General features: G+C 61.1%; 17 protein-coding genes. 8 read left to right on the forward strand and 9 right to left on the reverse strand.

Annotation, left to right across the window (positions count from 1 at the left end; genetic code table 11):
• The first annotated feature begins 17 nt into the window (after positions 1-17).
• Positions 18-593 (forward strand): helix-turn-helix domain-containing protein, encoded by a 576-nt coding sequence (locus AB0L97_RS15435; protein WP_364429560.1) that lies wholly within the window; start codon positions 18-20, stop codon positions 591-593.
• Positions 594-1,049: 456 nt separating this feature from the next.
• On the opposite strand, the gene AB0L97_RS15440 is transcribed toward AB0L97_RS15435, so the two are convergent.
• Both AB0L97_RS15440 and AB0L97_RS15445 read right to left on the reverse strand, forming a co-directional pair.
• Positions 1,050-1,865 carry a hypothetical protein gene (locus AB0L97_RS15440; RefSeq protein ID WP_364429563.1) on the reverse strand — a complete coding sequence of 272 codons (816 nt, stop codon included), beginning with the start codon at positions 1,863-1,865 and terminating at the stop codon, positions 1,050-1,052.
• Between the two features lie 376 nt (positions 1,866-2,241).
• A complete protein-coding gene (locus AB0L97_RS15445) occupies positions 2,242-2,859 on the reverse strand; it encodes a TetR family transcriptional regulator (protein WP_364429566.1) in 618 nt (205 codons plus the stop codon).
• Positions 2,860-2,921: 62 nt separating this feature from the next.
• On the opposite strand from AB0L97_RS15445, the gene AB0L97_RS15450 reads away from it, so the two are divergent.
• The 3 genes from AB0L97_RS15450 to AB0L97_RS15460 all read left to right on the forward strand — a co-directional run bounded on the left by AB0L97_RS15450 (position 2,922) and on the right by AB0L97_RS15460 (position 4,722).
• Complete coding sequence (locus AB0L97_RS15450) at positions 2,922-3,803, forward strand: SDR family NAD(P)-dependent oxidoreductase (protein ID WP_364429569.1); 882 nt, start codon at positions 2,922-2,924, stop codon at positions 3,801-3,803.
• A 243-nt stretch (positions 3,804-4,046) separates the two neighbouring features.
• On the forward strand, positions 4,047-4,397 hold the full coding sequence (locus AB0L97_RS15455; RefSeq protein ID WP_364429572.1) for a hypothetical protein: 351 nt from the start codon (positions 4,047-4,049) through the stop codon (positions 4,395-4,397).
• Positions 4,398-4,458: 61 nt separating this feature from the next.
• Entirely contained in the window at positions 4,459-4,722 is a 264-nt protein-coding gene (locus AB0L97_RS15460; RefSeq protein ID WP_364429631.1) for a hypothetical protein, read from the forward strand.
• 1,030 nt (positions 4,723-5,752) lie between these two features.
• Here the strand turns inward: AB0L97_RS15460 and AB0L97_RS15465 are convergent.
• The 5 genes from AB0L97_RS15465 to AB0L97_RS15485 form a co-directional block, all read right to left on the reverse strand.
• Positions 5,753-6,040 carry a hypothetical protein gene (locus AB0L97_RS15465; RefSeq protein WP_364429575.1) on the reverse strand — a complete coding sequence of 96 codons (288 nt, stop codon included), beginning with the start codon at positions 6,038-6,040 and terminating at the stop codon, positions 5,753-5,755.
• Positions 6,041-6,463: 423 nt separating this feature from the next.
• Complete coding sequence (locus AB0L97_RS15470) at positions 6,464-7,186, reverse strand: SprT family zinc-dependent metalloprotease (protein WP_364429578.1); 723 nt, start codon at positions 7,184-7,186, stop codon at positions 6,464-6,466.
• Complete coding sequence (locus AB0L97_RS15475) at positions 7,173-10,298, reverse strand: HsdR family type I site-specific deoxyribonuclease (RefSeq protein WP_364429581.1); 3,126 nt, start codon at positions 10,296-10,298, stop codon at positions 7,173-7,175. The genes AB0L97_RS15470 and AB0L97_RS15475 overlap by 14 nt, the downstream gene beginning before the upstream one ends.
• Positions 10,291-11,559: a restriction endonuclease subunit S gene (locus AB0L97_RS15480; protein WP_364429584.1), complete on the reverse strand. Its 1,269-nt coding sequence runs from the start codon at positions 11,557-11,559 to the stop codon at positions 10,291-10,293. The genes AB0L97_RS15475 and AB0L97_RS15480 overlap by 8 nt, the downstream gene beginning before the upstream one ends.
• Positions 11,556-13,991, reverse strand: coding sequence for a class I SAM-dependent DNA methyltransferase (locus AB0L97_RS15485; protein ID WP_364429586.1), 2,436 nt, complete (start codon positions 13,989-13,991; stop codon positions 11,556-11,558). The genes AB0L97_RS15480 and AB0L97_RS15485 overlap by 4 nt, the downstream gene beginning before the upstream one ends.
• Before the next feature lie 623 nt (positions 13,992-14,614).
• Here AB0L97_RS15485 and AB0L97_RS15490 point away from each other — a divergent pair.
• The 3 genes from AB0L97_RS15490 (at position 14,615) to AB0L97_RS15500 (ending at position 18,244) form a co-directional block, all read left to right on the forward strand.
• Complete coding sequence (locus tag AB0L97_RS15490; RefSeq protein WP_364429589.1) at positions 14,615-16,516, forward strand: DUF262 domain-containing protein; 1,902 nt, start codon at positions 14,615-14,617, stop codon at positions 16,514-16,516.
• Positions 16,517-16,589: 73 nt separating this feature from the next.
• The gene (locus AB0L97_RS15495; RefSeq protein ID WP_364429592.1) at positions 16,590-17,135 is read left to right on the forward strand and encodes a hypothetical protein; all 546 of its coding nucleotides are present in this window, start codon (positions 16,590-16,592) and stop codon (positions 17,133-17,135) included.
• 152 nt (positions 17,136-17,287) lie between these two features.
• The gene (locus AB0L97_RS15500; protein WP_364429595.1) at positions 17,288-18,244 is read left to right on the forward strand and encodes a hypothetical protein; all 957 of its coding nucleotides are present in this window, start codon (positions 17,288-17,290) and stop codon (positions 18,242-18,244) included.
• 135 nt (positions 18,245-18,379) lie between these two features.
• On the opposite strand, the gene AB0L97_RS15505 is transcribed toward AB0L97_RS15500, so the two are convergent.
• Positions 18,380-18,640, reverse strand: a complete 261-nt coding sequence (locus AB0L97_RS15505; protein WP_062969593.1) for a helix-turn-helix transcriptional regulator — start codon at positions 18,638-18,640, stop codon at positions 18,380-18,382.
• Positions 18,641-18,982: 342 nt separating this feature from the next.
• Between AB0L97_RS15505 and AB0L97_RS15510 the strand changes: the two genes are divergently transcribed.
• Positions 18,983-20,125 carry a hypothetical protein gene (locus tag AB0L97_RS15510; protein WP_364429600.1) on the forward strand — a complete coding sequence of 381 codons (1,143 nt, stop codon included), beginning with the start codon at positions 18,983-18,985 and terminating at the stop codon, positions 20,123-20,125.
• A 54-nt stretch (positions 20,126-20,179) separates the two neighbouring features.
• On the opposite strand, the gene AB0L97_RS15515 is transcribed toward AB0L97_RS15510, so the two are convergent.
• Positions 20,180-21,103 (reverse strand): hypothetical protein, encoded by a 924-nt coding sequence (locus AB0L97_RS15515; protein WP_364429603.1) that lies wholly within the window; start codon positions 21,101-21,103, stop codon positions 20,180-20,182.
• Positions 21,104-21,376 lie beyond the last annotated feature (273 nt).

Below are 21,376 nucleotides of genomic sequence, written 5' to 3' on the forward strand. Positions count from 1 at the left end.
ATTACCGGGAGGCGCGCATGGCGGCCGAGACCTTGCGGGCCGATGCCCGCAGCAACCGCGACCAGATCGTCGCGGCGGCGTTGATCCTGTTCCGCGACAAGGGTATTGACGTGTCGATGAAAGAGGTCGCCGACCATGCCGGTGTCGGCGTCGGCACGCTCTACCGCCGCTTCCCCGACCGCGACGCACTCATCTCCGCCGCCGCGCACGCCTACCTGACCGATCTCGCCGACCGTTGCGCCGCAGCGGCCCGCGAGGAGCGCGACGCCTGGTCGGCGCTGGGCCGTTTCCTGCGCGAATGCGCCCTCGCCGACGTCGGCGCGTTCGCCTCCTCGGTGGAACCCGCCCAGCACACGCGCATACAGGCCGATCCCGTATCGACTCAGGTGCGCGCGACGGTCACCGACTCCATCGCTCGACTCGTGACGCGAGCCCACGACGACGGCACACTCCGCTCCGACGTCGACGCCGCCGATATCGCCCGGCTGATGACCGTGCAGATCTACACACGGCCCACCGAAGACCGCACCGTCGCAGTGGGGCGCGTCGTCGATCTGCTACTGGACGGCATCAGGGGTGCGGCGCACCCCTGAACCCTGCCTCACGAATGTCTCATCATGTCCCAAAACCACCGAAAGCCTCCCCGACTACGGGTCGGCAGCCGATGGGCTACCGGGCCACTGTCCGGCGAAGAACTCACCTTCGTGCGGTCCCGGCGCACTGACACAAACTCGGTCCAATTCGCTGGGATCGGTGGTGATGAGCGCGTTTTCGGTTGGTGCCGCCCACGGACTCGCAGAGGCGACGGTATTCGTCCTCGGGGTCGATCACGACCTGCTCGATCCCGCGATACGGCCCCCCAGAACGGCGACACGGCCACGTTCCCGGCCACCGGCTATGAACCCGCGCCGCCCCCGTGCAGACCGGCTGGATCGAACAGGCCATCGATCGCACCAAATAGGCCCCGCAATAGACGAACAGCGAACAGCCGGTGGCGTCGAGCAGATGCTCGGCCCACCGGCTGTCTCGGCACAAGCTCGGGGACTGGACTACTCAGTCAATGCACTCTGCCTGTCCTGGGCTTCGTGATGTCCGAGCGCGATCTGGTGACGCGGTCTGAATTCCGGAGACACCGCTTCCACCTCGTTCTGTTCCCAACCACGCTCGTGCGGGTCTGGCACCCATAGACCTTCTATGAACTCGCTCCTCTCCGACAACTCTCGAGCACGCTGAACGAAGTCCCCCAGCGATGAACGATTCGCCTGGAAAGTTGAACTGCCCGTGGGATAGAACTCAAGGCCGCCTTGCAGGATGTGGTCGAGCTCAGCGCACAGCCCGCACGCGATATCGCCCTCCGCGAGCGGCGTGGCGCAGAATTGCAGGTAGAAACCGATCCTCTCCAAGAGCGGCTCGGAGATGAGGAAGGGGCGTGGACGGTGAGCGAGGTGCAGCAGCGCGAGCCTCGCACACGTCGTCGCATCAGCACGGCTCGGAACGCTGATGTCGGCCGGCCGCAGCCTGCGCAATGGCTGCATGCGCAGCCGCATCACCTCGTAGCCCCTCCCGACGTCGGGGTACTTGGTGATGTCACGGCGCTCGTGGTGGCGGTGCCAATACTCTCCGTCGTACTCGACAATCAGGTCGTACCGGCGGTTGTTGCCGACGAGGCTTCGCCAGCCCTCACCGATGCGTCGCAGGCGCTCGCCCTCGATCGAGAACACCATGTCTGGCCGCACCCAACCCGGTGGTCCGAGGACACCTTTTCCGAGGATCACGTTCAGCGCGGCGAAGACATCGATCTCCGAGACCGACGCTCCAGGCTTCGGTCCCCCACTCAACGGCCCGCGATATCGCCCACCGAACATAGGCGCCACCGTAGGACCAAGGGCTGACATATCGGCGACTGTGGCTACATCGGTGCATCGTGACGCTCGAACCGCGCTCTGGATCATTCCCGGCCACCAGGGAACCACCCCGGCGGGCCTCCACCATTTCCTCGCACGCACAAATGGCGAATTCAGTGTGTTCTGAGCCATTTTACTCGCACGGCCCCGCCGCTCTTAGACCAGCTCGCCGACTGACGGAAACAACGCAAGCTATGCTGGCAGGCCATGTTCCGCTCTATGTGGAACACGACAATATTCCAACGAAGCCGTCGCCGCGCAAATTCACACGTAGGTCGTGTTGCGAAGTAGGTGGTCGTGGGGTCGGTGTGGGCTGTCGGCCGCGATCCGTTCGACGTCATCGATCCGTGCGAGCAGCCTGTGTCTCGACACAGGCGACGGCGGCGTCGAGGGCCGCCTCCAGCGGTGCGGGCTCGCGCTGGGCCCGGGAGACGAGCATGCCGCCCTCGTAGGCGGTGACGACGACGAGCGCCAGGCGGTCGACATCGGTGTCCTCGCGCAGTTCTCCCGCATCGCGCATGGCGGTGAGGCCATCGGCCACGGCGGCGGTGAGGCGGCGTAATCCGGCGGCCACCAGTTCGAGGAGTTCCGGATCGGTATCGGGGATGTCCTCGGCGAACGAGGCCAGCGGACACCCCGTGCGACAGCCGGTCGCGCGCGCGGCGGCGACCACCGCATCCCGCCACGCGCGCAGATCATGCAGCGAGCGCATCTCGAGCAGCCACTTGTTGGCGACCACGACCTCCGTGCTCGATTGAATGACCGCCGCCAGCAGATCCCGTTTGTTGTCGAAGTAGTGATAGAGCTGCGAGGCGCTGACGCCCGCCTCGTACTGGATCGCCTCCATCGTGGTGCCGTGCGCACCGTTCGCGAGCATCAGGCGCGCGGCGGCGTCGACGATCCTGGCGCGGCTACGCAGTCCTTTGGCGGTCAGGGTTTCGGTAGACGCAGGCATTGGGAATCTCCGGACTCGATTTTGGTATTGCCATTCCATTCTGCGCTCCGAGAATGAGAGCAATGGACACAACGAATCCATTGGCGGTCCCGTCGGCTTCGACCGCGCTGGTGACCGGAGCGACGAGCGGTATCGGATTCTCGGCCGGTCGCGCGCTGGCGCGGCTCGGCTGGACCGTACTGGTGCACGGGCGCAGCGGGGAGCGTGCGCGGGAGGCGGCAGCGCGCATGGGCGACGCGCCCGGCGGTCTGATCCCCGTCGATGCCGACCTCGAAACACGGTCGGGAGTGCGGCGACTGGTCGATCAAGTGCACCGCGCCGCACCGGACGGTCTCGGCGTCCTGGTCAACAACGCGGGCGCCGCGTTCGATCGGCACGGCCTCACCGCGGACGGCGTGGAACGGACCGTCGCCGTCAACCACCTGGCGGCCGCCGGACTTGCCCACAGCCTGGAGTCGATCATGAAACCGATTGGCGGACAGCCTAATTCATTGCCGAAGGTGATCATGATGACCTCGTATCTGGAAGCGCGGGCCCGCCCGATCGAGGACTGGGCATTGCCGGGGGAGTGGACACAGATGCGCGCGTACGCGTCGAGCAAACTCGCCAATCTCGCCTATACCTACGCACTGGCCGAGCGGTGGCGTGACCGGATCGAGGTATACGCGGTGGACCCGGGGGCCGTGCGCACCGGATTCCAGCGCAGCGCGGGCGGTCCGCTGCACCTGATCGGCCTCGTCGGCGCACCGTTGATGACCTCACCGGAGCAGCCGGCGCGCACGGTGGTCGCGACGGCCACCCGACCCGCCCACCCGAGCGGCAGCTATATCCGTGCGGTCCGCGCCGTGGACACCGGACGTGCGAAGCTGTCCTCGGCCCGCTCCCGCGATCATGCCTACCAATGCGACGTCTACGACGCCACCCAGCGCTTCCTGGGCGGCTAACAGTACTCCCCAAAAGACCGGCCAGGTCTACCGCGCGCTTCTCCGGATACTCAGGCCCGGGGACATCGAAAGAATCCCATTCGGAAGTGAGGAGAAGAAGTGATACCACCATGCGAAAGATGCAGCGAGCCAGCCGTCTTTTCGGTCCAGGAGCCCGGCGCCGACCTGGGGCTAGTCCGCTTCTGCACGACATGCCTGGTCAGCTTCGCCAACGCCCAGCTAGCAAAAAAGAACCGCGAGGTAGTGGACGCCTTTCTCGAGTATGGCTCCGCGCGAAAGGCGGAGGAGCATCACGCGGACTTCGCCAGGGGGATCGGCGAAGTACTCGACATCGAGGCGGGGCTGGCCATGGCCGAAATTCTGAACCAGGAGGTGAAAGTACCCGAGGGCGACGGCTTGTGTCTGTCCATGGACACCAAGGATGGACACCACTTCGAGATCGTCGGCGAATCGGAGGACAGCGACATCCTGAGCGCACTCATCATGGCCGAGGACTGGGTAGTCGACTTCGACTTGACCCCCAAGGAGGTCGAGTTCTTCCGGAACGCGCTGGATGCCTGGATCGAGCACCGCCGTGGCAACAAGGCCACCTGAGAGCGCCTGACAGGTTCGTTTGAGTGGCGGTGATTATCATTGCGGCGCAGTATATTTCGTCATGACGGCACCGCGGATTGTCGACTTCTCCGCCGAGATCTACCGCTCCTACGCCCGCAACGCCGAGCAGTTCCTCGCCGACGAGCCGATCGACCTGCCCGCGAACAGCGGCCGTGCGGTCATCCGCCGACGGGGGATGCCGTACACGACGATCGACAATCCGGCGGAGGTCGATCCAGATGAGGTTTTCACGCTCGACATGATGGTGCTGCAGCACTGCGTGGACGCGGTGATCGAGGGGACGCGAGAACGCGCCAGCGAGTAACGGCGACGGAAATGACTGCACACGCGTCGAGTCTGGGTGCGAGTCCCAGAGGAGGCAATTCATCTGGGCTGGTAGATCAGCCGCAGTGTCGGGACCAGCCAGCGGCAGCGGGTTTCGCGCCAACGCGCGTACCAATCCCTGTCGGGACTGCTGGACCGGACCCCACGCTCAGCGCGGGTAGCCCGTCCAACAGCACAACGGGTGTGGTGCGGAGCCCTATGGGGAACGCACCAACAACATCCATACCCGCTCGTCTGCCAGTGACATTGTTTCATCACAACCGCGCGGCATCCGTGCGGCTGGTGACGGCAATCAGCTACCGATCGGGACACCTGGTTGCGGCGGATACAGCGGCAGAGCAGGACCGCGATAGGCAGCACCGGCGAACGGGACCTAAAACGAAACGGGGGGTAAACGCGGGGCTAGACAAATAAAACAGGTCAGGCCCGGTCGTAGACCGGGCCTGACCTGCTATTTAAGTGGGCCTCCTGGGGGCCTATTCGAAACCTGCGTACCAGCCGGTACGTTTACGGAAGCTTGTCGAGATGGCGGCATCGTTGCAGGTCAGACGGCCGGAATGTGAGGACACTCCCCTGCCGTCCGTTCATAAGCTGTCGCAGCGACTGGCTTCGGGTGTAGCCGAGGAGCTGGCGGAGGCGTACCGAGCAGGAGCTACAACCACCGAGCTTCGAGAGCAGTTCAGCCTGAGCCAGGGCAGCGTACTGCGGCTGCTGGCTGAACAAGGTGTGAGGATGCGACGGCAAGGCCTGAGCGAGAGCGACGTGCGGATGGCTGCTCGGATGTACGAGGAGGAGGGATTGTCGCTGTCGGAGATTGGGACTCGGTTCGGAGTCTGGCCACAGACGGTACGACGAGCGCTGATCAAGGCGGGAGTCAAGACACGACCGGCGGGCGGGAGCCGGCCCATGAGGTGAAGACCGGCAGCTCGCTGTCCCTCTCACGAGGTAGTTGCGAATGTCGGCGCCATGCGACCGACCGTAACGACCAAACGCTGGAGTCATTCCTCCTCTCAGTGGCGTCTGCGCCTGCGCCAGTGGTTCCATACTTCCTGCTGGTCGCTATGTACGCGATCGTAGTTGCCGTGCGCGTACTCATAGCCCGGTTCGCGAGTGGCGACAGTGACCGCAATGGCAGGCAAATTCGGCTCACCACGCTTCTCACAGTCAACGGCCACCGCATCAAGCAGCATCCCGATGTTGCGATAGTTATATGCGCCGATGGCCGCCGCTAAGTCGGTGTAGGTGATTTTCTCACCCAGCTGCGCCACCGCGATCAGCGCCGCGCGAGCTGCGGGCACCGTTCGACCTGATGACGCGTCACTCTACGGGTCTTGCCACCGAGGCGGTGGTAGCGTTCGCCAACCCGAATCATCGTGGGCATGTGCAGTTCTTTCCTGGTCGTTTATGGTCGCGGCCCGCTACGAACGTCGCACACAAGTCGCAAGGCGTTACGGATAACGGTCGACGCTCACCTACGACCAGCTGGCGTGAAAGCGTCCAGCAGTGAAGACGACGGCACGTTTGGCGGAGGAGCGACGAACCTCTACTGGAAGAGATCCAGGACGACGGCGCGGATGGTCAGGAGCTTGCGGCGGATGCGGCCAGGCGGTGGCCGGCCGCGGGATGGTGCTGAGGATCGGCGGGGGCACGGGTGTCCGCGTGCCCATCATTCCACGAGTGCTCCACTTTATACACGCCCAGCTGAAACTTATGAAGCTAGTTTAGACCCATGATTCCTCAGCGAGCGGTGATTCATTGAGTTGATCTCGCCGTGCGCGCCAATTCGGAAGATGATCGTCCATAAGCTTAATGAACCGCTTTCCATGGGCGCTCTCTAGGTAGTGCATCATTTCGTGGACGACGATATATTCCAGGCAGTCCGGATGCTTCTTCGCGAGCTCAAGATTGAACCAAATATGGTGGGTTTCGCGGTTACACGAGCCCCACTTGGTTTTCATGCGCCGGATGCTCCAGCGAGGCACCGAAAGCTGGAGCTTTTCCTCCCACTTCTCAATGAGCGGCGGGATCGCTTGACGGAGTTGTGCACGATACCAGCGGTCGAGCAGTCGACGGCGATGAGCCGCTGTGGACCCAGCGGGAACATATAGCATCAATCGCTTACCGTCGACCTCGAAGTGCGCGTGTCCGGGCCGCTCATTGACGCGTAGCCGGTATCGCAGCCCCCAGACATAGTGAGACTCACCGCTGACAATCTCCGGCACAGGCTGCCGATCGACAGCCTGAAGGTGTTCGCGCTGCCGCTTGATCCATGGCAGCCGTTGGACGACCGCCCGGCGCACCTGATCGTCGTCTAACCTGACCGGCGCCGCTACGCGAACACGGCCGAGTGGCGGATAGACGCCGATGTGCAGATGCTTAATGTCTTTGTATATGACATCGACGTCTATGCCGCTCACAGTGAGGTAGGCGCTACCAGTACTCACGGCGCGCCTTTATCCGGTTGAACAGCTCGTCCAGTTTTGGAAAGTCGGGCGGCAAGGCTTTTCGGATTGCTCTCATGAGCGTGCGCTCCTTAATTGGATTGCCAAACCAAGAGTCAGGTCTTGCCGTACGAATTGCATTATCTACCGCCTGGGCCAGGTGAGCATCAGGCCCGAAAAAGTCTACCAGTGCGCGCTTTGCGTCATCGTCCGCCCAGGACGGATACTCGGTGCCCGTGTCAGTAGCGCGTATCTTCTTGGCTACATCGAGTAGCTTGTCGAGGTACTTCTTGTACTCAAGCGCTCCTCTTCTCCTCTCGTCTAGCAGAGCATCGAGGAGCGCTGACATTTTGTCATAGAATTTAGGATTAAGCGCCCGTTCGTCAACAATGACCTGGCGAATATTATTGGCGATGGTTTCAGCCACCAGCTCCGGATTCTTCTTGATGCCCTTCGGGAGCTTGTCGATGGCTCCGGCGCCAATCTGGGCGATCAGCTCAATAAGTCCGGCGTCCTGGAAATTCGACACGGTTTCAGAGGCATCGGCTTGGATGTAGGTGTCAAGAAGGAAGCGCATGCCGGCCTCGTACTGCTTGAAATCGACATTCTCGCCTGCTCCCAGCTTCACCTCGTCGCGGACAGCAACGTAGTGCGCTACTTCAGCGCGGATCGCCGCTGCCTCCTCGGCGGTATAACCAGCCTCGTCCATGTCGTTGGCCACGTTGGCGTAGGCCCGGGTCAGCGACGCAACGGCCTTATAGAGATCGACGCGCCTGGATTCGTTCGCTTTGATCTGCTCGGCGTTACCGGTCTCGATCGCGACAAAATAGCGGTAGTATTGCGGCGTATCCTTCGGCGGTTCAACCGGTTCGCAGAGGGCGCGGATCCGCTCCAGCGCGTTGTCAAGATCCTCTCGAGCCTTCTGAACACGGTCGGACAACAGCCCGGCGACGTCTTCCTTGTCATACCCGTCGAGGGCACCGCCAGTGTAGTCGGCGATTGCGGCTTCAAGGGAATTGAACAGATCCTGATAATCGACGATGTACCCATAATCTTTGTCATCGCCGTCGAGCCGGTTGACGCGGCAGATCGCTTGGAATAGCCCGTGGTCACGCATCTTCTTGTCGATGTACAGATACGTCGCGCTCGGGGCGTCGAAGCCAGTCAGCAGCTTGTCGACAACGATCAGTAGTCGCATTTGGCCAGGGCTGTCGATAAACTGCTGTTTGACCTCCTTCTCGAATTGCTCGACCTTAGTCGCGGCCGTGTCTTCGGGCTCCCCGAAGTAGTCAGCCAGCATCCGCCGATAGATGTTGTACTGCCGAAGCTTCTCGGTGGCCCCTTCGCCGGAATCTTCCTTCGAGATGTCGCTGGGACTTGGCGCGTAGCTGGTGATGATGGCGCACTTGCCCTGAAGTCCAGCGTTACAAAACAGCTCGTAGAACTTGCACGCCTGGTAGATGCTGCCACTGACCAGGATGGCATTGCCACGAAGATCCGCGAGCCGCGGTTTGGTCTCCAGGTCGAACATGATGTCCTGGACAATCTGTTTGGCCCGTGGCTCTGAGGACACGATCTTCTGCATCGTACCCCAACGCTTCTTGAGCTCGGCCTTGGTGAGATCGGTTAGCCCTTTGGTCTTGAGCTCGAACCACTTATCAACCTGAGCCGGCGAGGTCAGACGCTGGTCGATGTTGCGAGCCTCGTACCGCAGATCGAGCACCACTCCGTCGGCAACGGCCTCGTCAAACTTGTAGGTATGAATAAACGATCCGAACGTCTCGATACTGGTTGCCTTGTCGGTCTTGAGCAGGGGCGTGCCGGTGAAGCCGATGAACATGGCCCCAGGCATCAGCTCTTTCATCGCATCGTGCATCTTGCCCGACTGAGTGCGGTGCGCTTCGTCCACGAAGACGAACAAGTTGCCTTTTGCTCGAAAATCCCTCGGCACCAGAGCATTCAGCTCTTTGATGAACTCATCACCCGCCTTGTCCCGCTCGCTGTCGTTATCCGAATTGCGGAACTTGTGGATTAGCGAGCAGATGAGCCACTCGGTTGAGGTGTTGAGGGTCGCAATGAGGTCAGCCCCGCTGCTTGTGCGGTAGATCTGCTCGCTGGTGTTACGGAAGACTCGTTCGATCTGTTCATCCAGCTCGGTACGGTCGGTGATGATGAGTACCCGGGGATCATTTTGGTTCTCGCGGATCCACCTGGCCAACCAGACCATGGTCAGCGACTTGCCAGACCCTTGTGTGTGCCAGATGGTTCCGCCTTCACGGCTGGCAATTCTGCGCTGGGCCGCCTTCACGCCGAAGTACTGGTTCGGCCGACAGGTCTTCTTGACTCCAGCGTCGAACACGACGAAATCATGGATAATTTCCAGCAAGCGGTGCTTAGCGCACATCTGCGCGAGTCCCTGGTCCAGGGCAAGGCTGGCCGCGTCCCGTTCGACCTCGGCCCGTGTCTGCGGATCGATGTCGGCGATGAGGCGCCATACCAGCCAGTACTTCTCGGGCGTATCGATAACCGCGTACTGCAGACCCTCGACGTCGTTGCCTGCCATCACGAGCTGGACGGTCGAGAAGAACGGACGAATGAATTCCTTCGACTGGTTGCCGATAGTTTGGCGGATGCCTTCACTGACAGCCACCCGGGAACGCTTCAGCTCCAGTGTTACGAGGGCGATCCCGTTGACATAGAGCACGACGTCGGGCCGCTTGGTGTTCCGGCCGAGGACTGTCACTTCCTCAGCGACGGCAAAGTCGTTGTTCGTCGCGGTCTTCCAGTCGATCAGTTCAACCGTTTCGTACTGTTCACCGGCGCCAGGCTTGACCTTCGCACCGTAGCGCAGCAGGCTGTAGACCTCCCGGTTCGCCTCGTAGAGGTCATGGCCGCTGCCGACCGCCGCAGCTCTCTGAAGCTTCTCCAGGGCCTTGTTGATCAGGTTGTCGTCATAGCCGCGGCTCCGCAGGTTCCGGACGAGCAGTTCGACTTCGATATTTGAAGTTCCCTCGCGGCGCTCCCAGTTGCCCAAGTAGTTAAACTTGAGCCGCTCCTGGAAGAGCTTGACAACCCTTTCCTGCGCCTTACGCTCAATCTGGCCAACGTTACTCATTTTCCCTCCCAATAGGCAATCTAACGCGGCCAGTGAGAAGTTCCTGCATCACACCCCGCTTGATGTCCTGCATTTTTGCAAGTCGAACGCAAAGAGCCGTAATCTCAGAATCAATATTCGAGAGAACTACCGCGATAGCCTTCTGCTCGGCTGCGGAAGGAAGCGGTAGAGCAATGCTCGATATCTGTGAACGTGTAGTGGCGAGCACCTTCGTTCCCGCAACTAAGCGGAGTAACGGCTCACGGAAGGCTGGAATAAACTGCAAATATCCCTTGAAACCGTTTGCAAGTACGGATTTATCAAACCGCGCGGCGATGGTGTGCAATCCAGGAACGACCCCCTCCGAGGGTACAGAGGCTATTTCGACGGACTTTCCCACCCCAACCGGGTCCTCCGATGCATCTGCAAACACCAGATCACCAGGCTCTAGCCGACCTGCACGTCTAGCGAGATGAGCGGCTGCCCGAGGCATAGATTCACGGGCAGCGTCGAATGTCGCTCCGCTGTGCGTGTGAATATCACCATAGTGGAGATACCTGAGTGGCGATGCATCGTCCAATTGAGCACGAGAGAGCGGGACCGTCTTCACGTAAGTAACATGATCGCCTAGCCTCACATCGACCCAAGGATCGCTGAATCCAGGCAGCCGAGTACGACCCGTCAAGAGCTGTTGCATTACGCCATGCTTGACCGCTTGTTTTTTGGCAATAATCCTCTTTTGTGCAGCGATCAAGCGATCGACATCGGTTAGCACTTCTGCAATTCTGTCCTGTTCCTCCAGAGGAGGGGCAACCGTTGTCAACGAGGCCACAGTGGTCAAGTTCATGCCAGCCTTCGCGCCTGTATCCGTGGCGCCCACGAACTTCCGTTGTGGCCCCCAGCTCGATAAGTAATACGCGACAAATCGACTATTGGCGAGTTCTGGGTTCAAGCGGACACGTGCGATATGCTGATTAATGTACGCTGGCGATGGTACGGCTTCATCGACATATCCGACAATTCCAATGTCAGCAGTGATTGAGATCAAAATATCGCCCGGAGCAAGGCGAGTACGAATAGCTTCAGCGTCCTGTTGATCGACATCGACAAAGCGTGAGTCGGTCAGGTCTAAATAAATATTGTTTCGATTGAGGTTCGTGATACGAACGAAAAGGCTCCCATGGTCGGCATAATACGAAGCCCATCCGCGCGAACCACTTGTAACTCGCGCGCCAAGTTCGGCAAGAGACTTTGTAGGCCACTTCGAGGTGAGAGGCGTCATGGACGGATTCCCATCGCCGACAAGTGGCTTGCGACCCTCGCTTCGAGCATCTCTAGCTCGGCATCGAGCGCACTGACGGTCTCCGTGTAGCGCTCACCGAGCTGCTGGATTCGCGAGACCAGCGCGAGAGTGAGGGCGTTGACTTCATGAGAGACTCGATTGCCGATCGTAGCCGCCCACTTGTCGTTCAGGACAAGCGTCTTGATCTCGTCCTCAGTCAGGAGTCCGTATTTCTTGAGCGTGGCCAGATCGAGCGCTGCCTGAGCTTCTTTCACGGCGTTCTTGGCGATGGTTTGTGCGTTGTAGAGTCCGATCAGGTGCTGGAGCGCCTTGACCTCGTCTGGGTCGGTGTCTTCATACTTGGCGACTTTGAGTCGTGCTGCGGCCAGTGCCTTGCTTATCTTTCCGTCTTCCATGGCCTCGGCAAGCAGGCCATCCTCCACCGCGTGCTCCTCGACGTACTCGTCGACCGCCCGGCCAGCCTCCTCGGCCGCCGCCGACAGCTCTTCGATATGAGTTTGTTCCTCAGCGAAGTAGCGTGCCACAACGAGTGCGGGCGGGACGAGATCCATCTTGTACTTTGTCACGCCGCGGCCTGATCCGATCACCAAGTCTGGTGTCTCGGTGAGCTTGCGCTCCTTGTTCTCAATCGCCTTACGGGGTTTGGCCGCGTCCAGCCACCCATCCTTCATGATCAGGAAGACGTCGTCGTGCATCACGCTGTGCCAGTAGTCCAGCAGCTGCTCGTAGGCGTCGTACTCATCCAGCAAGGGGATGTCTTTGAATCGCGCAAGAAGGTCATCGCCGATCTGGGCGATGAGTTGGTTCGGCTGGGTGTCGGCATCGATGCGCGCGAGCTGGTCACGGTGACTACTGAACCACTCTGTCGTCAGCTCACGAACCTCCGTAGAGAACTTTTGGAACTCGATCGAATCGAGGATTGTCTGCTGAACCTCGGTCACGGCAATCGACAGGTCGCTGTAGCCTGGGCAGATCGTTTTGAAGAGCTGAGCGCGCAGCTGCGGAAAAGCTCCCCAGTACCCGTCAAGGGCATCGAGGTCACGGTCGGGAATGCCGCCGTACAGGTGGGCGTGTAAGTCCTGGATGTCTTCAGGCTCCGAGGAGTCGACGTAGCGTGGGATGTTGAGGTTGTAGTCGTTCTTTGGGTCGGCAATTTCTGCGAGCGGAACCATGCGCGAGTAGCCCTCAAGCACGAGCTGCCGCGTGAAGACGTCGACGATCTTGTGGATATCACGGCTCCGGAGACGGTTCTTGTTGCCGTCCTTCATGAAGCCCTTGGAGGCGTCGATCATGAAGACACCAGTCCGCGCCTGAGCGTTCTCCTTGTCTAGAACAATGATGCAGGCCGGGATGCCGGTGCCATAGAACAGGTTGGGTGGCAACCCGATGATACCCTTGATGAACCCGTGCTGCAGTAGGCGCTTGCGGATCCCAGCTTCAGCATTGCCGCGGAACAACACGCCGTGCGGGAGGATGACGGCGGCCTTGCCACTGCTCTTAAGTGACTTCAGAATGTGGAGGAGAAAGGCGTAGTCACCGTTCTTTGCCGGCGGATAACCGTAGTCAAAGCGACCGTATTCGTTCTCAAGACCGTTGCTCCAGGACTTCAGGGAGAACGGTGGATTCGCGACCGCATAGTCGAACGTCTTGAGGTGGCTGCCGGTCACAAAATGCGGACTGGTGATCGTATCCCCCTTGGCGATTTCATGATCCTCGTACCCATGGAGGATCATGTTCATCTTTGCCAAGGCCCAGGTTGCGTTGTCCTTCTCCTGGCCGTAGATCGACAGTCCGTACTTACTTTCTTCGGCCACCTTGATGAGCAGCGAGCCGGACCCGCATGTCGGGTCGTACACCGTGCGCGCATGAGGAGTATTGCGGGGAATCTGCAGAAGCTTGGCAATGACCCGCGAGACCTCAGCTGGAGTGTAGAACTGCCCTTTGCTCTTGCCCGACTCGGTCGCAAAGTGACGCATCAAATATTCGTAGGCATCGCCGAGTAGATCGTCACCTTCGGCACGAGAGCCGCGGAAGTCGATGTCCTCGAAGATGGCAACCAGCTTAGAAAGCCGATCCTGCATCTCCTTACCCTTGCCGAGTTTCTCTTCGTCGTTGAAGTCGGCGAGGTCGATGACATTCCGAAGGTCATTGGCATCAGCAAGTGCGTGGATGATGGTATTCATACGATTGCCGATGCCCTGCTTGCCCTTTGCAGCAACCATGGCGTCGAATGAACCGTCATAGGGCACACCAATTAGGCTGTCAGGGTCCGCTTTCGCTTTGTCCGTTACATACTTCACGAACAAGAGCGTGAGGATGTAGTCCTTGTACTGGCTGGCGTCCATCCCGCCGCGCAGCTCGTCACAACTCCGCCAGAGCGAGGTGTAGAGGTCAGACTTCTTCAAGGCCATTACCACACCATCCCATCGTGTACTGCGACACCAGAACCTGTGCGTAACCACACGGCGAAGCTTGACTTGTCCATCCTCGGGTGTCCACCCTTCACGTGCGGTTGCGTGACGACACGTCACGGCCAGCGATCCTTCAAGTTGAGCCACAACGATAGCGACGATCACTGACGACGCGGGTCCTCGACCCTCTTCGCGGCATCTACTAGGGCAAATGCCCTGGAGCGTGTACGCCAGAGCTATCCCAAGCGAGGCCTCCGGACCGGACCACAGGCCAGCCGAGTGCAGAGGGAGGAATGCCACGCGCCGATCGGCCAACCACTCAGTCATTGGACTGGAACTCGATCCGCGAGCATCACAGATCAGTCGGAGCCGCCGCAAATGCGTCGCATGTGACGAACGGCCCTGCGTGTGGCAGCTCCGCAGGTGTGTGGCCTCTTCTGCTGTCGCGCCCGCCCGCCGCGTGATCTGAAGGCGTCCCCATGATGAACAGGGTGGCAGAAGCTCATCTCTTGCAACGATGCTGCTCGACTGCTGAAGTACGCCATCGTGCAGCGAAATCCCCGCGCTCTCCCTAAGCTAGGCATGCTTGCTTGGGGGTTCATTGAGTCGAGGGAGATCGCCTGATGAAAGCTGATGCGCTGGCGCCGCGAGCGTTGTTCGACGGTGCTGTGCATTACGAGATCCCGGTCTTCCAGCGACCGTATGTCTGGTCGGAGGAGGACCAGTGGGCACCTCTATGGCAAGACGTCAGGCGCGTCGCTGAACGCGTGGTCACCGCGGACGGCGATCAGGACACGTTGAAGGAGATCGGCGGGCACTTTCTTGGCGCAATCGTCTTCAAGTCCAAACCGGCTATCTCCGGGGACGTCACAAGGCACGCTGTCATCGATGGTCAGCAGCGCACGACTACCCTCCAGTTGCTGCTCGATGCCGCTCAGAAGGCCTTCACTGACCTCGGTTACGCCGACGAGGGCGAGGCGCTTGAGGAGCTGACGGTCAATGCGGCCAAGCGGTTTCGAGGCAAGCCGGAGCAGTTCAAGCTCTGGCCGTCGCGCTCGGACCGCGAGGCATTCGCCGACGCCCTAGTCCAAACCGACAGCGGCCAGTATCCCGAGCACCGCGTTGCCGAGGCGCACCAGTTCTTCAGCACTGAGATCCGCACCTGGATTTCCGGTGAGTATGAGGAAGGCGAGCCAGAAGCGGTTGGGACCGAGAAGCAGCGCGTCGAGGCACTCACCGACGTTCTGCAATCGCGCCTGCTCGTCGTGGCGATCAACTTGTCCGGGCATGACGACGACCAACTGATCTTCGAAACGCTCAACGACCGCGGCACACCTTTGCTCAAGGCAGATCTGATCAAGAACTGGGTCTTCCAGCAGGGCGAGCGGCTCCATGCCGACATCGATAGCTGGCCGGACCGATTCTGGAGCGACTTCGACGACGACTGGTGGCGCGATGAAGCTTCCCAGGGACGTCACCTGCGCTCACGTATCGACGCATTTCTGCAGTACTGGCTGACGATGCGCACACGCGAGGAGATTCTGGTCGATGAGACATTTCGGGCCTTCATCCAGTACGCCAGCGATCACATGACAACCGTCGAATCGGCCGAGGCACTGCTTACTGAGCTGATCCGTGACGCGGAGACCTACCGCACGCTGGCCGAATGTCCGCCCGACACTGCAGCGGGACGCTTCTACCGGCGAGTGATCCAAGAGTTCGAGCTTGCCGCCACCACTCCGCTACTGATGTCGATCATCTCCGAGAACCACCAGGTCCCCGACGATCAGATTGAGCTGGCACTGGGTGCGCTGGAGAGCTGGGTGATCCGCAGAACGCTGCTGCGCTACACCACGAAGGACGTCAACCGGTTCATGGTCTCAGCTTTGGCGATCCTCGACGGCATCGATCCGGAGAAAGTCGGCACCGCACTGTTCGGCTACCTCAGTGTGCAGACTGCCGAGACACGACTGTGGCCGAGTGACGATGAGCTGCAGGAGTATCTGCCGACACTCCGCATCTACAAGACAATTCGACAAAGCCGACTTCGAGTCGTTCTCGAGGCGATCGAGCAGCGGCTGCGATCCGAACGCCATGAATCCGTCAGTCTCAGTGGGCCACTGCAGATCGAGCACGTCATGCCACAGAAGTGGCAGCAGCACTGGGATCAGCAGCCGCCCCTGACCGGCGAGGCCGCCCGCGAACGCGACCGCCTCGTCAACACACTCGGCAACCTCACCCTGGTCACGCAGAAGCTCAACGGGTCGCTTTCGCATCGCCCTTGGACTGACAGCGAGACGCAACTCATCGCCCCCACCGGGCGCGAGGCCGGCAAGGGCAAGCGCTCACTGCTGAGCAAGTTCAGCCTGCTCGTCCTCAACAAAGAGCTCATCGATGACCACCCTGACGCGTGGACCGACGCCGATATTGTGAAGCGTTCGGCCGAACTGACCAGGCTGATCTGCCAGGAATGGCCCGGCCCCCACCAGTTCGCGCCAGCCGCCGACAGTGCCGATGAGGCGTGAGGTGGCGGTAGTCGACGATGCGCCGCAGGTCAGCGCGCACGATCATTCACCAACATTGCCCCGCGAGGTATGAGTGGCATCCAATAACGACAAGCATGTGGTTGGCAACAGCAACGGCGACCGTATATCCCTGTTCTACGATGGACGCGTCAAAGTCCGTTCAACGGCGCACCTTTGGACTGTTAATGGCAGGGAGCGCCAGACCGCTCTGGGTGAGAGTGTCCACATCGAGATCGGTGAACGCCTGAAGGTGCCGGGTCCAAAGCCGCGGCGCCCAGATATCGACGTGCCGACCGATCCAGCGCTCGGCCACACGGTGGCGGCAACTGTCTGCGCCGACAACGGCACCTTCGTCCAGCTGTTCCACGATGGCACTATCACCGTCGGAAACGACGGGCGGGATATCCGAGGACTGCTCAACGCGGGGCGCTATGCGAACTCGAAACGAAACCAAAATGGGGTGGGCGGCTCAGTGATGGTGCTGTTCGAAGGAACCTACCGACAACAGCACCACCGCCCCACCGACCATCCTCTGCTTCACATCCCCGAAGACCGGCCACCGAGTGTGCTCAGGCTATACCCGGATGAGTTCGAGATCGAGACGCCCGGATTCGGCTGACCGTATCGGGTTGCAAAGGAACGGCTGCCGCACTCCGCCGGGAGGTTGGGCTGCCCACCTGGGCGGCGCCGAACGGGGCGGCGCCACTGGGCAGCGAGCAGAGGAAAGACACAGGCATCATGGTAGGTATTCCGCTTTCACCGTCATTCGAGGTGAACTACAACGCCTACGCGTTCCCAACTTCAGTGGTTCCGCACGGCCAGTTGAGCTTCCGGGCCGAGGAGTTGGCCCATGCACTGTTCGCTACAGGGCGTGCCCCCGGTGACCGCTACCGCTATGGCAGCGCGTCGACCTGGGAATGGCTGTACCGCACGTCACTCATCCCGGCCTACATTCGTCGTCGGCCCTATGGTGCACTCACCCGTTCGCGGCTGGCGCACGAGCTCGACCGATCCGAACTCGTCGGCCTCTCCTATGCCCTCGGTACGGCAATGACAGCAATCTTCTGCCGCCAGGTGCTTGGTGTCAGCCATCTGCTGCATATCGACCGCTACGCATCGACGTACGGAGTCGTCTTCGGGACCGGCCGTAAGCGTGCGGATCTATTTGGCTTGGCCTCCCCGGGGTGGGTGGTAGCCGAAGCTAAGGGGCGTTCGCGCGCCATGGAGCGCACGCTTCCCGAGAAGCTCCGCGAGCAAAAGCGTTCCGTGTTGTCGATCGACTCCGACCCGCCGTGGCTCGCACTGGGCTGCGTCGCCTCCTTCCCCACCGGGGAGGAACTGGTGGTCGATGCTTTCGACCCCGACGAGCCAGCTGAAGACGCCATCCAGCTCGACCACGTCACGTGGGATCGCTACCTCCACGCCTACTACCAGCCGTTCATCAATGCGCTCGATGCTGGCGACCGCCTCCAGGACACGTCGGTTGAAGGTCCGTTCGAGACGGTCAACTTCGGGGGCTTCCGCGTGCAGCTCGGACTCCTGAGAGGAGTGGCTGACCTTGCCCGAGAGATTCCCGCGAATGATCCGGCCGGCTTCGGTGAGCGCGTCTCAGAGCTGCTCTCGTCAGCTCGCGAGCGCCAGATTCCAATGTTCACTGACGGGTCCATCATTCAAGCGGACTGGACGGAAGCCATACAGACTCAGGATTGGCTGATCGGGCCGGAGTAGGTGGGGCACAACCGACGAGCTGACTGGGCGATGGCAGACAATCCCCCCAGCCTGCGGGCACCCTGGTACGGAGCAGTCGCTATGGAGCACGATCGGCCTGAGCCAATCGCCCGTCTCAGTCAAGATCCGGCGGGCTCAATCTGACGCAGCCGCCGGTATGGGCAATCCGCTGACGAGCTTGCCCGCGTCGATGTCAAGGCCGTCGGCAATCTTGACGATGGTTTCCAGGCGCAGACTGCGTTGCCCGCGCTCGACCTTGCCGAGTTGGGTCCAGTGAATGCCGCATCGAACCGCCGCTGCTTCCTGGCTGAGGCCGATTTCGAGGCGGCGGTCACGGACACGAGAGCCGAATACGCGAGTGGTCTCGTTCAACGGAGGCTTGGCGTCGTCGGGCATGATGCCCAACCCCATACGACTCAGGCGGAACCGGCCAGAGTTCGACGTACGCAAGCGTATTGACCCCAAGCGTTTCGTACCTTATTGTCGGGTCGCCCTCGCCGAGAGAACCGACGGTTTTGCCCCGTCGACTGGGCAAAAGCCCCATCGCAAACCCGCCGGTAGGCGAGGCGAACCAGGAGGAGGTGGCACCATGGGCGGCGGAAACGGCTTCATCGGTGGCGGCAACGGCTGACGACCGACACCTCGACTGCAGGGTGGGGCGCTCGTAGTGGACGCCCCACCCCCCTTTGGGTCTAGGCCAAATTCCGCTAGCTTGGTACAATAGGTGCATCAAACTCTATGAATGATGCGCTGAACCGACTCCTCCGAACCAAGAAACTCCTCGCTGTCGTGGTGTTGTTCGTGACGGGCGTCGGGCTCATGGCGGTCGGCAAGTCCCTCCCGGCAGGGCGAGAGCTGGGATGGCTGTCGTGGGTGCCGTGGAGTGAGTTGGGCGCGCTCCTCGTTGGCGCCGGCCTGCTCGGCGTCTGGCTTGACGGCTACTTCGAGCGCGAAAAACAAGAGGCAGACGAAGCACGCCTCCGGCGGCTGCTCATCGAGCAAGCGCCCGCCATGAAAGAAGCCGTTATCAAGGGATTCGCCTTTGCTGACGATGACCTCCAGCGGGTAGCCACCCCTGAACTCCTGGACGAGATCATCGCCAACAGCTTGGCGATGCGACTCAAGGACAGAGAGTTCGCCCGGGAGCTCTACACGGACATCCGCGACCAGGCCGTGCAATCCATCGAACGATGGCATGACGTCAAACTCTCGGTTCGGATCACCACCCCGACGTCGGATACCGCCCACGCAATGTCCACCGATCCCTCCAGGCTTGTGATCACCGTGCGGCAGGAATTCACCACCGTGCCGTCAGGCACCGTGCGCCGGTTTGTTTCGGTATCCGATGCCGACGAGTACCGTGCCCTGACACACGATCCCGCGTCCACTTTCGCCTGGTACTACAACCCGACCAGCGGCATCGACGCTGGTGCCAAGGAAGCCTTCGAACTGGTCCAGTTCACCGTTGATGGCGAGGAACGTGCCATCCGGCGGAGCGCTCGAAAGGGAGCGCAAACCTACAGCGTTAATCTCGGACTGTCGGATGGTCATCGGACGCGACCACGAACCATCGCCTTCACCTACCGCCTACAACCCGCGCCGCAGAGCCGGTGGCTGCAGTTCACGGTTGATCAGCCTAGCCGCGGAATCAACATCGACCTCGATTACAGCGACACGGACATCGCCTACGTCAACCTGATCGACTTCATCGCGAGCAGCCACAAGACCGTCGTCACCAAGAGCCCAGAAACAGTGCCGGGCAGAACGATCGGCTTGCAGTTCGATGGCTGGGTCATGCCCCGAAGCGGCGTCGCCTTCGTCTGGGTCAAGAATGACGAGGCTCACCGAGCGGGTGGGGAACACCACCGGGCGGCCGCATAGGGAGATGCACCGCAGACAGCGTTTCTGGCAGCCGAGCATCATCGCGTGACGCTGCTACCACCATCGGTGCTGCCGCTTTTTGACATAGATGACGGGCATCTCCGACGGATCGAGCGGCCGGTCAACAACCGGGCGGATTTTCTCCGGCGTGATGCGCTCTCGTTCGTGTTCCTCTTCTAACTCCTGGCCCAGGAAAGCATTGCTCTCCTTGACTATGCCGATTGCCCGAGCCGCCAGGATGTCCAGCCGCTCGACTTCGGCCTCCGCGGCAAGCAGACGCTCGTGGAAGGTGACCGCTCGATGACCGCACCACTGACGAAGCAGCTCATGGCGGGGACGGTGGCGTTTACGGTAGGAGTCGTACTCCTGCTCGGGGGTCGCGGTCCGTTCACCTGACCCATCCACAGCCTGAAAAGTTCTGCCGTGCTTGCAGCGCTCCCGCTGTTCGGCTTCTTCCTTCAGAACAAGCTCAAGAATCGGTGTCGGATTCTGGCGGCAGGCGAGCTCGGCCATGAGGATGCCGGCCGCCGACGACAGGTACACAACGTCGTCCGCCTCGAACCAGGCAATGTCCGCGGTGAGTCTCTCCGTAGGAATCCCGAGAAGCCCTTCGAGGGTAGTGGTGTCGTGCACCGCGATGCAGTCTCTGATCGGTCGTCCGTCGATCTCGGCGACCTCGTTCGGGATCAGGCTGCCGAAGACTTGAGCTACTGCGTATTCTTCTACCGCAGTCATTTCATAGTGGTCCTCGTTAAGGCGTTCCCAGTTGGCCCACCACCAGTCGAATTCCTCTACCTGCGCCCATGGCCCGCGCAGCCGACTCCCCGGCACGTTCTCCTGAGCGCCTTGCTGCTCGCCGTCCAAGAATTCGATGTCCACCCGTGATGTTGTCTTCCGCCGCTCGATGCCGAGGATGCGGACCCGCTGTGATGGCGCGAAGTGTTTGGTTCGGTAGATGTACTCGTCGCCGACCTGCATGGCATGGATCTTCGAGGATGCGGTGGAACCCCGTCGACGAATCGATCGGTTTCCCGGCGTTTCGCGTATCCATCAGAACGCGCCGTGCCGCCGGGTCCCTCGCCGCTGCGCTGGCTATGGACCCCGAGCGGCTGCTCTGTGGCAGCATTTTCTGATGTCCCGCGAAAGGCATCGCGGTTGGCCGGTCCCCGATGACGGGACCACCCGGTCTTTGAGTCCGGGTTGTATTCGATCCAGTTTCAGTTGGTGGTGCAGGCCACCGGGTGGTGGCGG

Origin of the sequence: Nocardia sp. NPDC051911, assembly GCF_040681035.1 — a bacterium.
Classification (GTDB): domain Bacteria; phylum Actinomycetota; class Actinomycetes; order Mycobacteriales; family Mycobacteriaceae; genus Nocardia; species Nocardia sichangensis.